This is a genomic window from uncultured Kordia sp. (genome assembly GCF_947489565.1).
Lineage (GTDB): Bacteria > Bacteroidota > Bacteroidia > Flavobacteriales > Flavobacteriaceae > Kordia.
On the sequence record NZ_CANLEA010000004.1, the window covers coordinates 320,322 to 336,577 of the forward strand.

The window sequence follows — 16,256 nt, forward strand, 5'->3', positions numbered from 1 at the left end:
TAATTACAATAAACATCCAATTCTATAGTACTGCTTTACTATGTGTAAAACCAATTTTAACCTTCAATTCTGTACTTGTGTGGACAAAACTCAACAAGAAAGAAAAACTTCTATAGATGCTGTGCAGAATTTCTACGATCAAAAAGTAGAAGAGTTTCATAATTTTATGAATACGGGCTCCAAATATATCGATAAAGAAACCTATGAAACATCTCTAAAAGCAATCGAAGATGGCACGTATGAAGAAACCATTTTATACTGGTCGCTAAAACGTTTCAAAGAAGATCGTTCTCGAGCTGTCATGGGAAGAATAATTTTTCCAAAAAATAAACTTAAAAAGGATGTTGAAGCAGATTATATTTTAGAAATGTTAAATACGATAAAAGTATTTGACTTTGATTATCATCCACAAGAAAGAGATCTGATAGAAATCCAAGAAAGTTATAAATTTAGAGGATTGGAAGAACATCCTAGAGAGTATATAGAAAACTATATGTTTTTTAAATACGAAAACGATCAATGGAATTTTGGATATTATCCTTTAGGATTTATGTTTCGTAAGTTGCAAAGCGGAAAACTAAAGAAAATATAAAACCCACTCACAACATCGGTAACCTCATCAATGACACAAGTATCAATAATGAATAGAAATTTAGTAATCATACTTTTTATATTTTTTCTGAATGAAATTAATTCCCAAGTAGTTGATAAACGTACTGGAATACAAATCTTTTATGAAGTACATGAAGATACTTTTCCTGTTAGCTGGACAACAGCAGAAATTGCTGCTAAAGGAATTTCATTGGATTCCACAGAAATTAAAAGAAGTTTAAAAATAGTCAAAGCTGCGCTCGATAAATATCCCAATAATGTCATTACTAAAAATTTAAAAAGAGTTTATATCCTGAAATCTATAGAATTCTATGGCGAAAAATTTGGAGGAACAAACTCTTCTGATACTGTATATATAGCAAATAATGGTAATGATCTAGGATATTCTGATGCGTATCTTGAAAAGTCGTTTCATCATGAATTTTCTAGTATTTTATTACGGAATTACCCATTTTATATGAAAAAAGATAGATGGATTGCTTCTAATAAAATTACCTATGGAGATGGCGGAGTTACAGCACTCAAAGAAGATAAAAGCAATCAAGATTTTAATTCCTTGCTGCATGCCAAAGGATTTTTGCATCAATATGCAACATCTAGTTTTGAGAATGATTTCAATTCTTTTGCAGAAAATCTATTCCTTCCTTCTGAAAATTTTTATGCTACCGTTGAATTGTTTCCGCAGTTAAAAAATAAGTTATGGATAATTCGTAACTTTTACGGAGCTATAGATAAAGCTTTTACAAAGAAATATTTTAGTGATCTAAATTCTAAAAATAATAAGAAACAAAACTAAAAATGAAGACCACATTTAACATATCAGAAGTATACTCTGAAGAAGAATTACCAAAAGAATTCAAACTAGAGCGATCAAGAATCATGTACATCGAAGATAAATCTACAGATATCGAAGGAAGCGCTAGAATTGGTAGAGTGTATTTTTCAAAATCAGGAAAGACACTCTATTATAGAGGTCGTAAATTTAGAAGCCTTAAAGGAAGTGGTTTTAAAGCTAATTATTTTGATGTGGATAGCGGAGACGAGTTTTGGATTTCAGGACCTAGAAAAGATCGAAATGATCGACTCTATGGCGGACAACTTGGAGTTGTAATTGATGCAGATGTAAAAGAAGACTATGTAAAACTAATACAATGAGTTTAAAACCAAATGATTTTTTCATAGGCTTACAAGACTTCTTTACGATTCTTGTGCCAGGCGGTGTATTTGTTATTTTTCTCTATTTCAATATGGATGCAGTTACTAAAGATTTGTTCAACATACTTTTCAAAGATGAAAAGTTTTATAATTTTCAATTCCCCATTCTTCTCTTTTATTCTTACATATTTGGTCATGTATTAAAAAGAATAGGAAGAATTTTGGATATAATTTATGATAAATTCTTCTCTCTAAAAGGTTCAGATTTAGTTGAAGAAATCAAAAAACACAAAAAAGAAAAATTTAAGCTTTTGTCTAATTACGAATGGGCACGGTTTACACTTTTAGAATCAAATTCTAGTTATGCAAATGAAGTAGAACGTGATATGGTTAGCTCAAAATTCTTTAGGACACTTGTGATATGTATAATCCCAATTCTTATCTTTTTTATAATTAAAGGAAAGCTTCTTGTTGATATTGGACTTATATTACTTTTAACCTTCTCGTTTTATCAATACATACATTTGAGAAAAAACTCGGTTGAAAAAACATATAAATATGCTATTTACAATATTCATCAAACTAAAGTCAAAAATAGAGAGTAATCTGTATCAACTTTAGATAGACTTAACTTTATATTTTTTTAATTTGAATGATACTTGCAATAAAATGAAGAACTCCTACAACGTCGGCAACTTAGTTTATAATGCAAGCATCTACGATGGTATGAATACCAATATGGACGATTTGCCATTTTACCAACGTTGGTTGTCAAAAAATAAAAACGCACGCATCTTAGAACTTTGCTGTGGTACGGGCAGACTCACCATTCCGCTTGCAAAAGACGGACATGATATTACGGGCGTTGATATTACCGCTTCTATGTTGGAGAAGGCGAAAGTAAAAGCTTCAGAAGCCAAAGTGAATATTGAATTCATCGAAGCAGATATGCGAACTTTTAATGTATCGCAGCAATACGATCTTATTTTTATTCCGTTTAATTCCATTCACCATTTATATACGAATGACGATTTGTTTCAAACATTAAAAGCAGTAAAGAAACATTTGAAAAAAGATGGTTTATTTATATTCGATTGTTTCAATCCAAATATTGAATTTATTGTAGAAGGCGGAAAAGAACTTAAAAAAATTACACAGTACACAACCGATGATCAAAGAGAAGTTTTGATCAAGGAAATTATGCAATATGAAGCCAACACACAGATCAATCGAATTGAATGGCACTATTTTATCAATGGAGAATTTGATTCAATTCAAAATTTAGACATGCGCATGTTTTTTCCCCAAGAATTAGATGCATATCTACAATGGAGTGGTTTTCATATTCTTGAAAAGTTTGGTTCTTTTGACGAAGGTCCATTCACAAATACTTCGGACAAACAGATATTTATTTGTCAAAACAACTAAAATAACTTTTGACTATTTAGGAAATCCACAAGTCAGCCCAAGTTTCAAAACTCATGCTAACGAAATAATCCAAATAGATTCCTGCTTACCTAGGAAATCAAATTTCTTACTGTCATAAATTAGCTCTGGTTATTCTTATATCATAAATATAATTATCAAGTTACGGAACAGCTCATTGCGAGATTATTCCAAAAGACTTAACTTTATTTCGTTTAACACGAAAATGTTTCATCATAAGACGCATCCTACATACGCAACGATCCTTATACAAACACATGATCAGCAATTACAATGAAAAAGAAAATAAAGTATTTTATCTTGATAATTATAGGAATAATAGTATTGCACGATAATGGTTTGCTTCCATTCCATCTGCAATGGTATAGTATGACATTACAAGAACACGGTTCTTTTTGTGAAATACAGGATGGAGCACTTGCTGGTAAAGAAGATATTCAATATCGATTCTTGTTCGCAAATGGGACATCGCTAGTACGTGGAGATGGAACGAGAGTAATTGAACTCAGAGAAAAAGAAGAGCTAAGCTTAGGTTTTGGCGGTTACATTCCTATTCTAAAAGATTGTAATCCTACAGTGAAATTTGAATGTTACGATGTAAAAAACAACAAGTCTCTTGGCGTAATTGGTGCTGAATACATCTGTAATGTAAAGGGATTTCTTAGTAGACCTGATTTAAAAAAAATAATATACTCAAAATACATTCAACAGATGCACTCAAAGTTAAGCACGAAAGAACAGTTTATTGATGATTTGACATATCGAGAAGGAGTAACTGCTACTAATTTTTGGGATGCACATCAAACCTTAATGCTTAGCTTAACCAAAGCAGGAGAAACCATAGCGCCAATACGAAAGATAAATCTAAAAAAAGGAATAATGCACTCCAGGGATTCTCTGCTATTCTCAACTCACTTAGGAGATACCGCACAATATAATTATGAAATACTAACCGTAGACAGAGAAAAAAAAGAGATTTCCATTAAACGTTATTCAAACAATGGAGAACTTATCATTGAAGCTTTTTTTGAAGAATTAGGAAAACCAGATATATCTAGATCTGTGTTCAAACCAATCAAAGAAGGTTGGAGAAGCTCTGCTGGATTGACATTGTCTAAATATAGAAGATCAAATGAAGTTGAGTTTACCTTTAGACAATAAACGTTAAAAAAATGCGACTCATCACCAAAAAATCTGAAATCAAAGAAATCCTCGAAAAGTCCTTCGTCATATATAATCAAAATGGTTTAGAGGGTTTTGTAAACGCAATCCATTCAGAAATTTTAGCAAACAAAGTCAAATTTCCAATATTAGAATATTGCGGAGAAACGATTTACGAAAAGCTTCCTGAAAATCAACACATTCTTTTTTGCGATCACATTCAGCAATTAAAAACAGAAGGTGGTAATGTACTCTTAGGAATCATATTGCAAAAAAGGTTAAAAAGTCACTTCAAAGAATCCATTACCAAAGCAACCGAATACATCGCAGACGCCGATATTTGGTACGTGTGTGACATTATTGGCGAGCGTGTTTTTGGATTTTCATTATTACATCAACCTCAAAAAACAATTCCAACAATCAAAAAATTATCCAATCATACAACAAATTGGGTCATTCGTTCGCTTGGAGCTGGCACACATTACGCCATCAAAAAAGGACTGGAAAAAGAACATGTACAAACAATGTTTGAAATTTTGTTATCCATGGCAAATACAAAAGACAAAGAAATTAGGCAAGGTGTAGGTTGGGCTTCAAAAACAACCGCTAAATTTCATCCAGATATTATAGAGTTGTATCAAAAAGACATTCAAAATACTGAACTCGTTGCGAATTGGTTTCGTAAAAAAATCGAGATTGGTTTGAATCGGAATAACTATGTCAAGAAGAATTAAAATCATTCCACTAATATTTCCACACGAGCTCGAGTTTCCAAACTCGTTCTCAAAAACAAGCTAAAAGTATCATTACTTAGGTAAGTGTTCTTGTAAAAAAAGTCAAATGTTTCATATATAATTTGTATTTGCTAAATTAGGTGCAAAACGTATAACTAACCTTAGACAAACCCATAACTAACATATTAAAATGCCAATAATATTCAACATATATGCCTTATTTCAAGCTATCATTGGAGTCGCATTATTAGGTCTAATTCAATTAGTACTTCCTTTATTTGGTTACAATTATGATCTGATTGGTGGGACAAAAGAAGCCTTTATATCGTTACAAATTTTAGCATTAATTGCGGCTTATTTAGATGCAAAAGGAATGAAAGGAAGTTTGTTCTTTCTGCCTACTTGGTTAACATTGATAATCGGTTCTATTTTTGTATTCTATATAACGTATGATAGCGACACATTTCAAAAAAATCAATTCATCCTATACATGTCCTCCATTGCAATTGTTGCAATCTACGTAAAGCTTAACCAGAGAGAATTGCGAAAGAAATGGAAGAAAAGAAAGCATACCTTAGAAATGTTACAATTAAAAATCAAATCGAACAGTATCACTCAAGTTGAATATTGGAAAATTGCATCTCATCTTTTATATAATCCGTCATTCTTTTTCCTATACTTAAATCCATTGTGGACTAAAATTTATCCAAATACAATTACAGCAGACGAATTTTTACAATATTATAAAGAGTTTATAAATACAATTGATATTGACACTATAAAAAATAAAAGATACAATAAATGGACTCGTAGTTTAAAAGAATCGTTAAACAAACCTGGAACCTATAGCGAATATAAGCATCTAACTTTTAGTTTTTCCAGACTAGCAAACACAATAGATCATATGAATAGCAACCTTAGTTAATACCTTTTTAAATAAGATGCTGAATCACATTTCGACGCTGCTCAATGTTCGTTTAGCGTGCCGAAAAGATCTTACTACTACAAAAACACAAGCTAAAAAAATTCGTGAATTCGTGACCAAAAACTTTTCAATACTCACTACTAAATCAAAAAACGAAATTCATTTAAATGCACATTTACAAACACTTAATAATAAGCATTTTACATCATTTTCAAACAACTACAGTTCCTTTCTCAAAAAACCTACGGAGGTTTTACTAAAAACCTCCGCTGCTTTTGGTCATTTCCTCCGCTACTTTTACCCAAAACCTCAGCAGGTTTTTTAAATATCATTTTTGGGATAAAAATTTGGTTGATTTTTAAAGTTGTTTGAGCAAACAAAATAAGTTTTTCTGTTTTTACGAGAAAACCACATTGCAAGTAAATAATCTTTGTTTTACATTTATAGAAAATAATTGGAAGTTGTTTTACAATGAGTTCCTGTTATTTTCCAAATTTAGTATGATAAGAGGAATTCCTTATATACATACGTTGTGCTTCATTAAAAAAAAATAATAAATGGATAGAATTGTTGATTTTTTTGATATGTTTTTTAAGGCTGAGGTTGAAGTCTTAGAGGCTTATAAATTACCCGATCTTGATGCCTATAATTCAAAGGTAGATTTGTTAGGGAAATATTTAGTGCCAGAGTTAAAAAATTCATTTGGAGCTAAGATGAATAGTTTAATGGATGAAGAGTTTTATGAAAGAGTTAAAAATTACCCAAAGACTAATGAAAGGCATCTATTTCGAATAGATGAGTATAGAAATAGTATTGATAAGACAGTTTTTCTCTGCATGATTTCCGAACCAGATGCAAGTAAATCTTGGAAAGAATTAGATTTATTGTTGGTTATAGAAATAGAAAATAACGACTTTAAGATTGTAACAAAGTTCTTTTTAACGAATTCACACGAATTGGGGCATCCTGTGTGGAATTCTGGAGGAGGAAAAAAAGATTACGAAAAAATAGTAAATGGAGAGTATTTGCTTAATGAAAAGAGTTTAGGTAAGTGTATTTCTACTAAAAGATTAATGGAACCTATCGATGATGAGGTTAGTATGATTATTTATAATAATGATGAAATTTAGCAGCCAATTGCAATAAAAAACGAAAGCACAACACTATATAAACGGCATTAAAACGACCGTTTATGCTAAACGTTGCCAGTAATTTGAGAAACCCGTTAACTCAATGAATACTAGCTCACACTCATTCTAACTTTCATAAATAAATCATCTGAATTATATTGGGCTTAAATTATAAAAAGTGACTTTAAGAAAAATAACTCTTCTATTTTGTTTATGTCTGATTTTTGGATGTTCAAGGAAACTCGTTCCTGTTGATATCTATATTAACCTCGAAAAAAAGGATGACAAAACCAAATATGGAAATTTAAACATTGTTTTAAAAAATTCTGATAATAATAAGATTATTAGCCGGTTAAATACATCAAAAGATTTTAAAAAAGCAGAAATTGTAAAATTCAAGAAAGTTAAAATTTATTTGAATATAAACTACGGAAATAGAAATTGTGGATTTGAAAAAACAATTAATCAAAAAGGGAAATTAAAATATGAATTATACGATAATGGCAAAAAAAAATTCATCGACTTGTACTTTCTCAAAAACAAGTTCAAATATCAAGAACTTGTTCATTTGCATCTAAATGACCAAATCAATTTCCAACAAGGAATTCATTTAAAAGACTGGATTTCTAATAAAAATACAAATGTTATTTTCTCTTCTGGAGAATTATTTGATTTGAGTAATATAAATCAAAACTCAAAAGAATTAACATTTAGAGACTTTTCAATTGCAATAGATAAAGACGAATTAAGAACTCTATGGTTTATCAACAAAAAAGAAAGTGGATTTCTAGAGAGAAGAAAACAATACGCAAAAACTTTGATTAATGAACAAAATGGAACAACTACTATAAATTTTGAGAATTTAAAATTCTATATTGAAAATTCAGAAAACTTTAAATTACGAAAGTTGTTTCAAATCAGAACTGAAGGAAAAGAAATTATTGAATTTGAATAAAAACAACTGGCAACATCGTATGAAATTAATTGCTAGTACAAGCCCATTTACAAAAGTCCTCGCGGAATTTCTATTTGTGATTTATTTGCTAACTTTAGTGCTTAAACCACGCAACTAATCTTATACAAACACGTTGCACACCATTTAAGAAAACCTAACTAAGTACAATTAGTAACAACCAAATTAAAAAACAAAATGGAACATATTATAGATTGTCCTGCATGTAAAAATGGAAAAATCAAATTTGATTTTTCAAATCTTGTAACGGGCAAAAGCTTCAGCTGTTCTGAACCAACATGTAATACAAGTGTTAGGTTACCAGAAGATAGTCGAGACCCAGTTAAATCTGCACATGAAGAGTTAAAGAAATTACGCTGACAAAAATGTTTAATTAGAAAAAGGGCTGCTCAAAAATGAGTTGATAAATTCTCAAGAAATATTCCAATAACATTATCATAGAGCAATTCTTATTAATTAGTATAAACATAACAAGTTTTATAGCAAAATATGTATTCGATGACAAGTATTAAAAGAATGATTAACAATTGGTAGTCGATTACTTAATTTATCACGAAAGACAAAACGGTGTATAATTTATGGTTTGTACTCGCGCCTACTTACGAAAATCCTCGTGGATTTTCTATTCGGTTTGTATTTGCTAAATTAGTTGCTGAAATACGCAATGAAATCATACACAAACACGTTAGGGTACATTTAAGATGAACGATATTGACTTATTACATAATTGGTGTTTTGGCTGTGAAAATCATAGAAAATCCCTAAATGGACCAATTTGTGAAATCACAGAGAAAAGACCTGACTTTATAAGTACTTGCACTCAATATGTCGGAAATAATAAGAAGCTAATAAAAAGTCAACAAAAACTGATTGAGATTAATCTTAAAGACGATAGATACTTTGAGAAAATTAGACCAACCTTATTAACTAAAGAGCAGAAAAAATTGCCGAATGAATTAATCTTGAGAAATAAAAAATTCGATTTTAATTTTGTTTATCTGTTCCTTTTAGATTTCTTCGGAGCTTATTTTTTCAATTATTTTATAAATGACACGCTGGACATTCTGAATGTTGAATTCTTAAAGATATTTGGTTTTCTGACAATCTTTTCAATTCCAATTTTTGGAATTTTGCTTGCTAAAATGGCTGACCAAACCGAAAAGATAGCTCTATCTAAAAATGGATTAAAAATTGAAAACAAAGACTTAATAAGTTGGAATAATACTTTTACTTATATTTTGACTAAATATGCGAATACTGATAGAGAAAGTTCTTGGATGAGAAATGAGTTTTTAGTTGTAAAAAAGCCATTTGAAAAAGAAATTATAGTATCTATTGATAGTTTAGAAAAAAAGCCATCTGAATTGAGTAATTTAATAGAAAACTATAAAAAAAACGTACCCTAAAACCGTGTATAATTAATTGCTTAAACCACGCAACTAACCATACACAAACACGTTACCACGCATTAGAAAAAACAAATGAGAGGAGAAATACAATCAGAATTAAGACAACATTTAGACAATAACGAAACTTTACTTTGGACAGGTCAACCGAAAAAAGGAATCGTATTTAGAACTGCCGATATTTTTCTAATTCCTTTCAGTATTTTGTGGTGCGGATTTGCGATTTTTTGGGTAATTATGGCTTCACAAGATGGTGGATTATTTGCATTATTCGGAATTCCGTTTGTTATTGTCGGATTAGTATTTGTATTCGGAAGGTTTATAATTGACTCAAAACAACGAGAAAATACTTATTACGGATTAACAGAGGATAGAATAATTATAAAGAGTGGAATATTTTCTAAAAATGTAAAATCTTTAAATATTAGGACTTTATCTGATATCCAATACAATGAGAAAAATGATGGAAGCGGAACTATTTCAATCGGACCTAAAAACCCTATGATGATATGGGGAAATGGAATGAATTGGTGGCCTGGAATGAAAGTCAACCCGCAACTCGATTTGATATCTAATGTTAGAAAGGTTTATAATCAAATAATAGAAATACAAAAAAAATAACGTCTGATAACACGCCGTATAAAACATAGCTAATAAGTACTTAACCGAAAGGTTTATGTATATCTGGAAAGTCTGCCAAATTTTTAATTTGGCTTTTAAGAATGAATAAATTAAAAACAAAATACAACGTTTTGGCTCAGTGCAAACTCGAAAGTTTATCGTTTTCTACTGCTCTACTTGCCATATACTAAACGTTACCAAACATATTGACAAAAGAAGGAATATAAAACTACTAATACTGACAATCGTATTGCTAGGTGCTGTCTTTGCTCAATAAATACAAGTACTTAATTGCAAATTAAAATGATGGAAATAAACAAAGTAAGCACAATAAAATTACCGATACTAGACGGCATTGAAGTTAAATCTGCAACGTTTATTGATAAAAAATTCCCTTTTCATTTCCATCAATGTTGGAGTATGGTTTTTATCGAATACGGAAGCGAAAACATAGCGTTTAACAATTCGGAGTTTTTGGTTAGCAAAAATGCTTTGCAATTAATTCCCCCTTACTCAATTCATAAAAACTGGAGCAATACAAATAGTGCTTGGACTTACAAAGCCCTCTATATTAGTGATGATGTAATCAAAAGTGTTTCAAAAAAAATAAATACCGATTATTCTCACCTAGCAAGCTTTCCCTATTTTCTATCCTACTGTAGCAGTGATTTTGAAATAAATGAAGCATCGGTTTTTAAGGTTCTTGAAAATCTTTTTTTGGATACTTTGAATGATGTAAAACAATCTTATTTTCAAAAAAATGCTGATGAACCTTTTGATGATATTCTAAATTATTTGTCTTTAAATTATAACCAATCAATCACTTTAGAAACGCTACAAAAAAAGTTTAAAGTGAATAAATTTAAACTACAAAAAAGCTTTAAAAAGAGTATTGGTTTAACACCTTTGGAATATCTAACTACTATTAGAATAGAAAATTCAAAAAAGTTTTTTTATACGGATGTCCCTTTGGTAGAAATTGCCCTTGAATCAGGGTTTTATGACCAAAGTCATTTTACGCATAGCTTCAAAAAATACGTTGGAGTAACTCCTGGCGATTATAAAAAGAATAGCAAGATTTTACAAGACTTGTAGTTCTTTCAAGAAGTACATTTGTTTTCTTAATTAACACAATGAGAAGTCAACACATTTATAATAAAGGAAGAAAACATGAAAACAACAAAGTTATTAATATTGACATTTGCTTTATCGCTAAACATAGTCTTTGCTCAAGAAAATAAAGAAAACGACAAATCCAAACCAACACCCTATACGATTGCTTATAGCAGTGGCGGAATTATTGTGGCCACCAATGAGGGTAAAACAAAAATTACTGAGAATGCAGGATATGCTGCCTGGTCTCCAGATGGAAAACGCATTGCTTTTTATGGAAAGTACGATGAAAAAAAAACATGGTCTATTCATACAATAAACAGCGATGGTACAAATAGAAAACGCTTAACTCATGAAAAAAATAAATGGGATAGCGCACCAACGTGGTCACCTGATGGAAAAAAAATTGCTTACGCAAGAGAATATACAGATTCGACAGGAGTTTTTCAGGCAGAAATTTGGATTATGAATGCTGACGGTAGTAATCAAACTCAAATAAAGTCACTCAAAGGTACTGCTCCTTGTTTTACTCGGGATGGAAGAATTGTCTATAATTCAGAATACAAAGATAAAAAGAGTGAGATAAGTATCGCAAACGTTGATGGTAGCAACATTGTTCATTTAACAAATAACGATGCTGAAGAATGGAACCCAGAGGTTTCACCAGATGCTACGAAAATCGCTTTTATGTCTAATAGAGACGGAATATATCAAATTTATACAATGAATATCGATGGGTCTAATCAAAAACGGTTGACTCATAGTACTGTTGAAGATTGGCATCCATCATGGTCACCTGATGGCTCTAAAGTAATATTTGTAAGACTAGGTGAAAGATGGGATATCTACACGATAAACAGTGATGGCTCTTCAGAAAAGAAAATTATAGAAGGTGGAACAAAACCAGCTTGGTTAAAATAGCTAACTAAACAGATCCCAAGAGTTGATAAATTATGAAACAAATAAATCGGATAATAAATATACTCACGTTTGGTAACAGTGTATAGAAATAACAGCAGTTTAATCGCTAAAACGAAAAAGAATTTTATAAATAAGACGTCAATAATAAACGAAATAGTACGTATCTAAAAATTCGTTACTATTTTTATACGAAATGTTCACAGAAACTATAACAAATTAAGTAATGAGAAATAACATAATTAAACTTTCTGCACTGATACTTATAATACTTCTAAATGCATGCAAAACTGATAAATCAAATACAAAAGTTGAGGATTCTTCAACCAAAGAAAATTTTTATTTTGGTCAAAAGCCACCTAGTTTAATGCCTGAAGTTTTTGCTCCTGGTATTATTTCAGTCAATGGAAGGAATGAATCGAATATTTCGTTTTCTCCTGATTTAGAAGAAGTCTATTTTACGGTGAATGAAAAAGAAGGAGATGTATCTATCTTTTTCTCAAAACTTAAGGACAATACATGGACGCCCGCTAAAAAAGCAAATTTCACCAATGGAAGAAAAAAAGAGGAATTATATCCATTCGTTAGCTTTGATAACAAAAGAATTTATTTCACGGCTTTGGATTCTATTTTTTCGGATGAGAAAATATGGTATGTAAACCGTTTAGAAGATTCTTGGAGTGATGCTATACAACTTGATTCACCTCTAAATGAGGATCTAGTTTTTTATATAAATCAAGCTAAAAACGGAGATCTTTTTTATACAAATATTTCAAAAAGAAAAATGTACTATGCCCAGAATAAAAATGGAAATTTTCCCGAGGCACAAGAAGTTGATATTGAATTTGGTCATCATGGGTTTATATCTCCATCTCAAGACTATTTGCTAGTATATTCTCAAAACAAAGAAAGTGAAGAAAGAAAAGATTTTGATATTTATGTCTGTTTTAAGGAAAAAGACGAAACATGGACAAAACCTATTCATCTTGGAAATGAAGTGAATTCTAATCTTAACGAAGGATGTCCAAGTATCACACCAGATGGAAAATATTTGTTTTTTACTAGATCTGAAAACGAAGAAGGATTATCAAACTTGTATTGGGTAAGCTCGGAGGTTATAGAAAAACGAAGACCAACAACGCATTAACACAAATTTCAAAGTCATGCCATAAACAAACTAAAAACATTCGTGAATTCGTGACCAAAAACCTTTAAAATAAAATACTGAATCAAGTTCAGCATAACAAAACTTCTCAATACTCACTACTAACACCTCAATACTACACCAAAAACCGTACTTTTGCTCAAATTCATCGCAAAGCAGAAAAATTGATCAAATTACCAGAAATATCCACCAACAAAATTGCTATAAAACTGAAACCTTCAGCGGAAACTTTAGTCAAAAAAGGACATCCGTGGGTTTTTGACAATAGTATCGTCAAGCAAAACAAAGAAGGGAAATCTGGTGATTTAGCCATTATTTTTGACAACCGAAGGAATAAGTTTCTGGCTTGCGGATTTTACGATCCCAACTCTCCAATTCGCATCAAAATATTACAAGCCAACAAACCTGCGAATATCAATGCAGCATGGTTTGCTGACAAAGTGCAAGAAGCGTACAACAAAAGAATACCGCTTTTACAAACTGATACAAACAGTTACCGACTGATTTACGGCGAAAATGATAACTTACCTTCATTGGTTGCCGATGTCTATGATAATGTGCTTGTTGTAAAGTTATACGCTTCGTATTGGTTTTATTACCTAAAGGATATTTTGCCTGAATTGATCAAAACTAGCAAAGCAACAACGACTGTATTGCGACTCAGTAGAAATGTGCAAAAAGAAAAGAATGCATTTGAATTTACTGACGGACAAATTTTAGATGGAGAACTCGCAAATGAAGTCATCATCTTTAAAGAACACGGCGTTAATTTCTCTGCAAACGTCATTCACGGACACAAAACTGGCTATTTTTTAGATCATAGAAATAACAGAAAAAAGGTAGGCGAACTTTCTAAAAACAAAACTGTCTTAGATGTATTCTCTTATGCTGGCGGATTCTCTGTACATGCTTTGGTTGGTGGCGCTAAAGAAGTGACAAGTTTGGATATTAGTGCTCCGGCTTTGGAAATTGCCAAAAGTAACGCCAAACTCAATCCATACACAGGAACACATAAAATCATTGTAGGCGATGCCTTTGACGAATTAAGTAAACTAGCACGTGTCAACACGAAATTTGACATTGTGGTCATTGATCCACCATCGTTTGCCAAAAGCGCTGCAGAAGTAGACAAAGCCATGGCGAGTTATAAAAAACTCACACAATTGGGCTTACAATTGGTCAAACGAAAAGGAAAACTTGTATTGGCTTCTTGTAGTTCTAGAGTTACTGCTGAAATCTTTTTTGATTTGGTAGAAGAAACATTGCACAAAAACAACGCTAACTATAGCATTCTTCAAAAAACACTGCACGATATTGATCATCCAATTGGCTTTAAAGAAGGTGCGTATTTGAAGTGTGTGTATGTGCAGATACATTAACTAATTTTCAATCTTATATAAAATCTGATGATTATAATTTATAACAATCGTGGAATCTTAATACCGATCTTTTTAGTAATTCCATGTTTTGGAATTTTTATAATTGCTGCATCACTAAGAAGTTATTATGCAGAAAATATCTCATCAGAAGTTGTTTTTCAAATCTCAATAGGTATTGGACTTCTAATTTCTTTTATATGGACATATTTGACGAGTTATGATTACATAGAAGTTCATGGTGAAAAACAAAGAATCGAAATGAACCATCATTTATTTTTTATATCCAATAGATTATGGAGTTATATAATGTTGGTTGCTGGAGTTTTGACAATAATTAGTGGGCTATTAGAATTTTTCGTCAATACAAAATAAGTTATAACTACTATTAATTTATCATCAAGCATTCATCCCAATTAGAATCATAATCAGCTAAATAATCTAATATAACTAGTCCAATTCCAGAAATTCCCTCTAAAAAGGGAAGAGCGTTCATTACATTAGAGTTGTGGCCTTCGTTTGCCAAAAGTGCTGCGGAAGTAGACAAAGTCATGGCGAGTTACAAAAAACTCACACAATTGGGCTTACAATTAGTAAAACGAAAAGGAACACTTGTATTGGCTTCTTGTAGTTCTAGAGTTACCGCTGAAATCTTTTTTGATTTGGTAGAAGAAACATTGCACAGAAACAACGCTAACTATAGCATTCTTCAAAAAACACTGCACGATATTGATCATCCAATTGGTTTTAAAGAAGGTGCGTATTTGAAGTGTGTGTATATTGAAATTCAATAACATACAACATCATAGAATATACATCTTATGTTAAATACTTAAAATACTTGTAGGATTATTAGTATATTTAAGATTAATGATTATCCCATATAAACATTTTAGTATGAAAACTTTTAATAGTATACTTATTTTAATAGTACTCACAATTATTGGGTGTAAACAGCAAGACACTTCCCATCAAGATATTTATGATTTTATGCAAATTGTAATTAAAGAGCAAAAGCTAGATAAAAATTATGCCATCAGAATCACTCCAGAATCTGGGTTTAATCAAGTAGAAGCAGATAGTGTAACACTCGATAAGTTAATTTTAAAAATTCAAAATAAAGGGCAAAAAAAAGAACTAACAAAAGAGTCTCCTAACCAAACTGTACTTTATATTGAACCATTTAATCTCATTGATCATCTTGATAAATTTACCGAAGAAGATATTTCAGAAATAAAACAGCAAAAAAGTAAATTGGATGATTTCCAATGGGACAATTCCAAGCTAGGCTTTAATCAAGAAAATAAAGATAATTGGTATGTTTTTTCTATTCCTTTATTTTCAAAAGATAGAACAAAAGCCGTAATGATGATCAGAGATTTGTGTCCTGGATTGTGTGGAAATGGAAAGACCATTGTTTTTACCAAAACGAAAGGTAAATGGATTTCCTCCATAGGAAATTTTTGGCTTCATTAAAAATAGATTTCTGCTTACGCAAGAATGACAGAATTGATTATCTTC

At 31.0% G+C, this 16,256-nt stretch carries 18 protein-coding genes; all 18 read left to right on the plus strand.

Translation table 11 applies throughout. The features are described 5' to 3' along the window. Positions 1-79 precede the first annotated feature (79 nt). The 18 genes from Q0845_RS07420 to Q0845_RS07505 all read left to right on the plus strand — a co-directional run bounded on the left by Q0845_RS07420 (position 80) and on the right by Q0845_RS07505 (position 16,211). Positions 80-592, plus strand: a complete 513-nt coding sequence (locus tag Q0845_RS07420; protein WP_298511294.1) for a hypothetical protein — start codon at positions 80-82, stop codon at positions 590-592. 48 nt (positions 593-640) lie between these two features. After that, entirely contained in the window at positions 641-1,408 is a 768-nt protein-coding gene (locus tag Q0845_RS07425; RefSeq protein ID WP_298511296.1) for a hypothetical protein, read from the plus strand. A gap of 2 nt (positions 1,409-1,410) precedes the next feature. Next, positions 1,411-1,767 carry a hypothetical protein gene (locus Q0845_RS07430; RefSeq protein WP_298511298.1) on the plus strand — a complete coding sequence of 119 codons (357 nt, stop codon included), beginning with the start codon at positions 1,411-1,413 and terminating at the stop codon, positions 1,765-1,767. Next, positions 1,764-2,372 carry a hypothetical protein gene (locus Q0845_RS07435; RefSeq protein WP_298511300.1) on the plus strand — a complete coding sequence of 203 codons (609 nt, stop codon included), beginning with the start codon at positions 1,764-1,766 and terminating at the stop codon, positions 2,370-2,372. Before Q0845_RS07430 ends, Q0845_RS07435 begins: the two co-directional genes overlap by 4 nt. A 64-nt stretch (positions 2,373-2,436) precedes the next feature. Beyond that, positions 2,437-3,195, plus strand: a complete 759-nt coding sequence (locus Q0845_RS07440) for a bifunctional 2-polyprenyl-6-hydroxyphenol methylase/3-demethylubiquinol 3-O-methyltransferase UbiG (protein ID WP_298511302.1) — start codon at positions 2,437-2,439, stop codon at positions 3,193-3,195. A 291-nt stretch (positions 3,196-3,486) separates the two neighbouring features. After that, the gene (locus tag Q0845_RS07445; RefSeq protein WP_298511304.1) at positions 3,487-4,374 is read left to right on the plus strand and encodes a hypothetical protein; all 888 of its coding nucleotides are present in this window, start codon (positions 3,487-3,489) and stop codon (positions 4,372-4,374) included. An 11-nt stretch (positions 4,375-4,385) separates the two neighbouring features. Beyond that, positions 4,386-5,108 carry a DNA alkylation repair protein gene (locus tag Q0845_RS07450; protein ID WP_298511306.1) on the plus strand — a complete coding sequence of 241 codons (723 nt, stop codon included), beginning with the start codon at positions 4,386-4,388 and terminating at the stop codon, positions 5,106-5,108. Positions 5,109-5,298: 190 nt separating this feature from the next. Then, positions 5,299-6,033, plus strand: a complete 735-nt coding sequence (locus Q0845_RS07455) for a hypothetical protein (protein WP_298511308.1) — start codon at positions 5,299-5,301, stop codon at positions 6,031-6,033. 557 nt (positions 6,034-6,590) lie between these two features. Beyond that, positions 6,591-7,163 (plus strand): hypothetical protein, encoded by a 573-nt coding sequence (locus tag Q0845_RS07460; RefSeq protein ID WP_298511310.1) that lies wholly within the window; start codon positions 6,591-6,593, stop codon positions 7,161-7,163. A gap of 178 nt (positions 7,164-7,341) precedes the next feature. Beyond that, complete coding sequence (locus tag Q0845_RS07465; RefSeq protein ID WP_298511313.1) at positions 7,342-8,118, plus strand: hypothetical protein; 777 nt, start codon at positions 7,342-7,344, stop codon at positions 8,116-8,118. 719 nt (positions 8,119-8,837) lie between these two features. After that, on the plus strand, positions 8,838-9,542 hold the full coding sequence (locus Q0845_RS07470; RefSeq protein ID WP_298511315.1) for a hypothetical protein: 705 nt from the start codon (positions 8,838-8,840) through the stop codon (positions 9,540-9,542). Between the two features lie 75 nt (positions 9,543-9,617). Next, complete coding sequence (locus Q0845_RS07475) at positions 9,618-10,163, plus strand: PH domain-containing protein (protein ID WP_298511318.1); 546 nt, start codon at positions 9,618-9,620, stop codon at positions 10,161-10,163. A gap of 303 nt (positions 10,164-10,466) precedes the next feature. Continuing rightward, on the plus strand, positions 10,467-11,258 hold the full coding sequence (locus Q0845_RS07480; RefSeq protein ID WP_298511320.1) for an AraC family transcriptional regulator: 792 nt from the start codon (positions 10,467-10,469) through the stop codon (positions 11,256-11,258). A gap of 75 nt (positions 11,259-11,333) precedes the next feature. Further along, positions 11,334-12,197 (plus strand): DUF5050 domain-containing protein, encoded by an 864-nt coding sequence (locus tag Q0845_RS07485; RefSeq protein ID WP_298511322.1) that lies wholly within the window; start codon positions 11,334-11,336, stop codon positions 12,195-12,197. Positions 12,198-12,420: 223 nt separating this feature from the next. Then, positions 12,421-13,341: a hypothetical protein gene (locus tag Q0845_RS07490; RefSeq protein WP_298511324.1), complete on the plus strand. Its 921-nt coding sequence runs from the start codon at positions 12,421-12,423 to the stop codon at positions 13,339-13,341. Positions 13,342-13,523: 182 nt separating this feature from the next. After that, positions 13,524-14,738 carry a class I SAM-dependent rRNA methyltransferase gene (locus Q0845_RS07495; RefSeq protein ID WP_298511326.1) on the plus strand — a complete coding sequence of 405 codons (1,215 nt, stop codon included), beginning with the start codon at positions 13,524-13,526 and terminating at the stop codon, positions 14,736-14,738. Between the two features lie 548 nt (positions 14,739-15,286). Continuing rightward, entirely contained in the window at positions 15,287-15,529 is a 243-nt protein-coding gene (locus Q0845_RS07500; RefSeq protein ID WP_298511328.1) for a hypothetical protein, read from the plus strand. Between the two features lie 103 nt (positions 15,530-15,632). Beyond that, positions 15,633-16,211: a hypothetical protein gene (locus tag Q0845_RS07505; RefSeq protein ID WP_298511331.1), complete on the plus strand. Its 579-nt coding sequence runs from the start codon at positions 15,633-15,635 to the stop codon at positions 16,209-16,211. Positions 16,212-16,256 lie beyond the last annotated feature (45 nt).

Bases quoted from the DNA above. Each gene is read 5' to 3' on its own strand.
- Q0845_RS07440 (WP_298511302.1), top strand. From the start codon at position 2,437: ATGAAGAACTCCTACAACGTCGGCAACTTAGTTTATAATGCAAGCATC.
- Q0845_RS07480 (WP_298511320.1), top strand. From the start codon at position 10,467: ATGATGGAAATAAACAAAGTAAGCACAATAAAATTACCGATACTAGAC.
- Q0845_RS07455 (WP_298511308.1), top strand. From the start codon at position 5,299: ATGCCAATAATATTCAACATATATGCCTTATTTCAAGCTATCATTGGA.
- Q0845_RS07485 (WP_298511322.1), top strand. From the start codon at position 11,334: ATGAAAACAACAAAGTTATTAATATTGACATTTGCTTTATCGCTAAAC.
- Q0845_RS07475 (WP_298511318.1), top strand. From the start codon at position 9,618: ATGAGAGGAGAAATACAATCAGAATTAAGACAACATTTAGACAATAAC.
- Q0845_RS07490 (WP_298511324.1), top strand. From the start codon at position 12,421: ATGAGAAATAACATAATTAAACTTTCTGCACTGATACTTATAATACTT.
- Q0845_RS07425 (WP_298511296.1), top strand. From the start codon at position 641: ATGAATAGAAATTTAGTAATCATACTTTTTATATTTTTTCTGAATGAA.
- Q0845_RS07450 (WP_298511306.1), top strand. From the start codon at position 4,386: ATGCGACTCATCACCAAAAAATCTGAAATCAAAGAAATCCTCGAAAAG.
- Q0845_RS07500 (WP_298511328.1), top strand. From the start codon at position 15,287: ATGGCGAGTTACAAAAAACTCACACAATTGGGCTTACAATTAGTAAAA.
- Q0845_RS07460 (WP_298511310.1), top strand. From the start codon at position 6,591: ATGGATAGAATTGTTGATTTTTTTGATATGTTTTTTAAGGCTGAGGTT.
- Q0845_RS07435 (WP_298511300.1), top strand. From the start codon at position 1,764: ATGAGTTTAAAACCAAATGATTTTTTCATAGGCTTACAAGACTTCTTT.
- Q0845_RS07445 (WP_298511304.1), top strand. From the start codon at position 3,487: ATGAAAAAGAAAATAAAGTATTTTATCTTGATAATTATAGGAATAATA.
- Q0845_RS07470 (WP_298511315.1), top strand. From the start codon at position 8,838: ATGAACGATATTGACTTATTACATAATTGGTGTTTTGGCTGTGAAAAT.
- Q0845_RS07430 (WP_298511298.1), top strand. From the start codon at position 1,411: ATGAAGACCACATTTAACATATCAGAAGTATACTCTGAAGAAGAATTA.
- Q0845_RS07505 (WP_298511331.1), top strand. From the start codon at position 15,633: ATGAAAACTTTTAATAGTATACTTATTTTAATAGTACTCACAATTATT.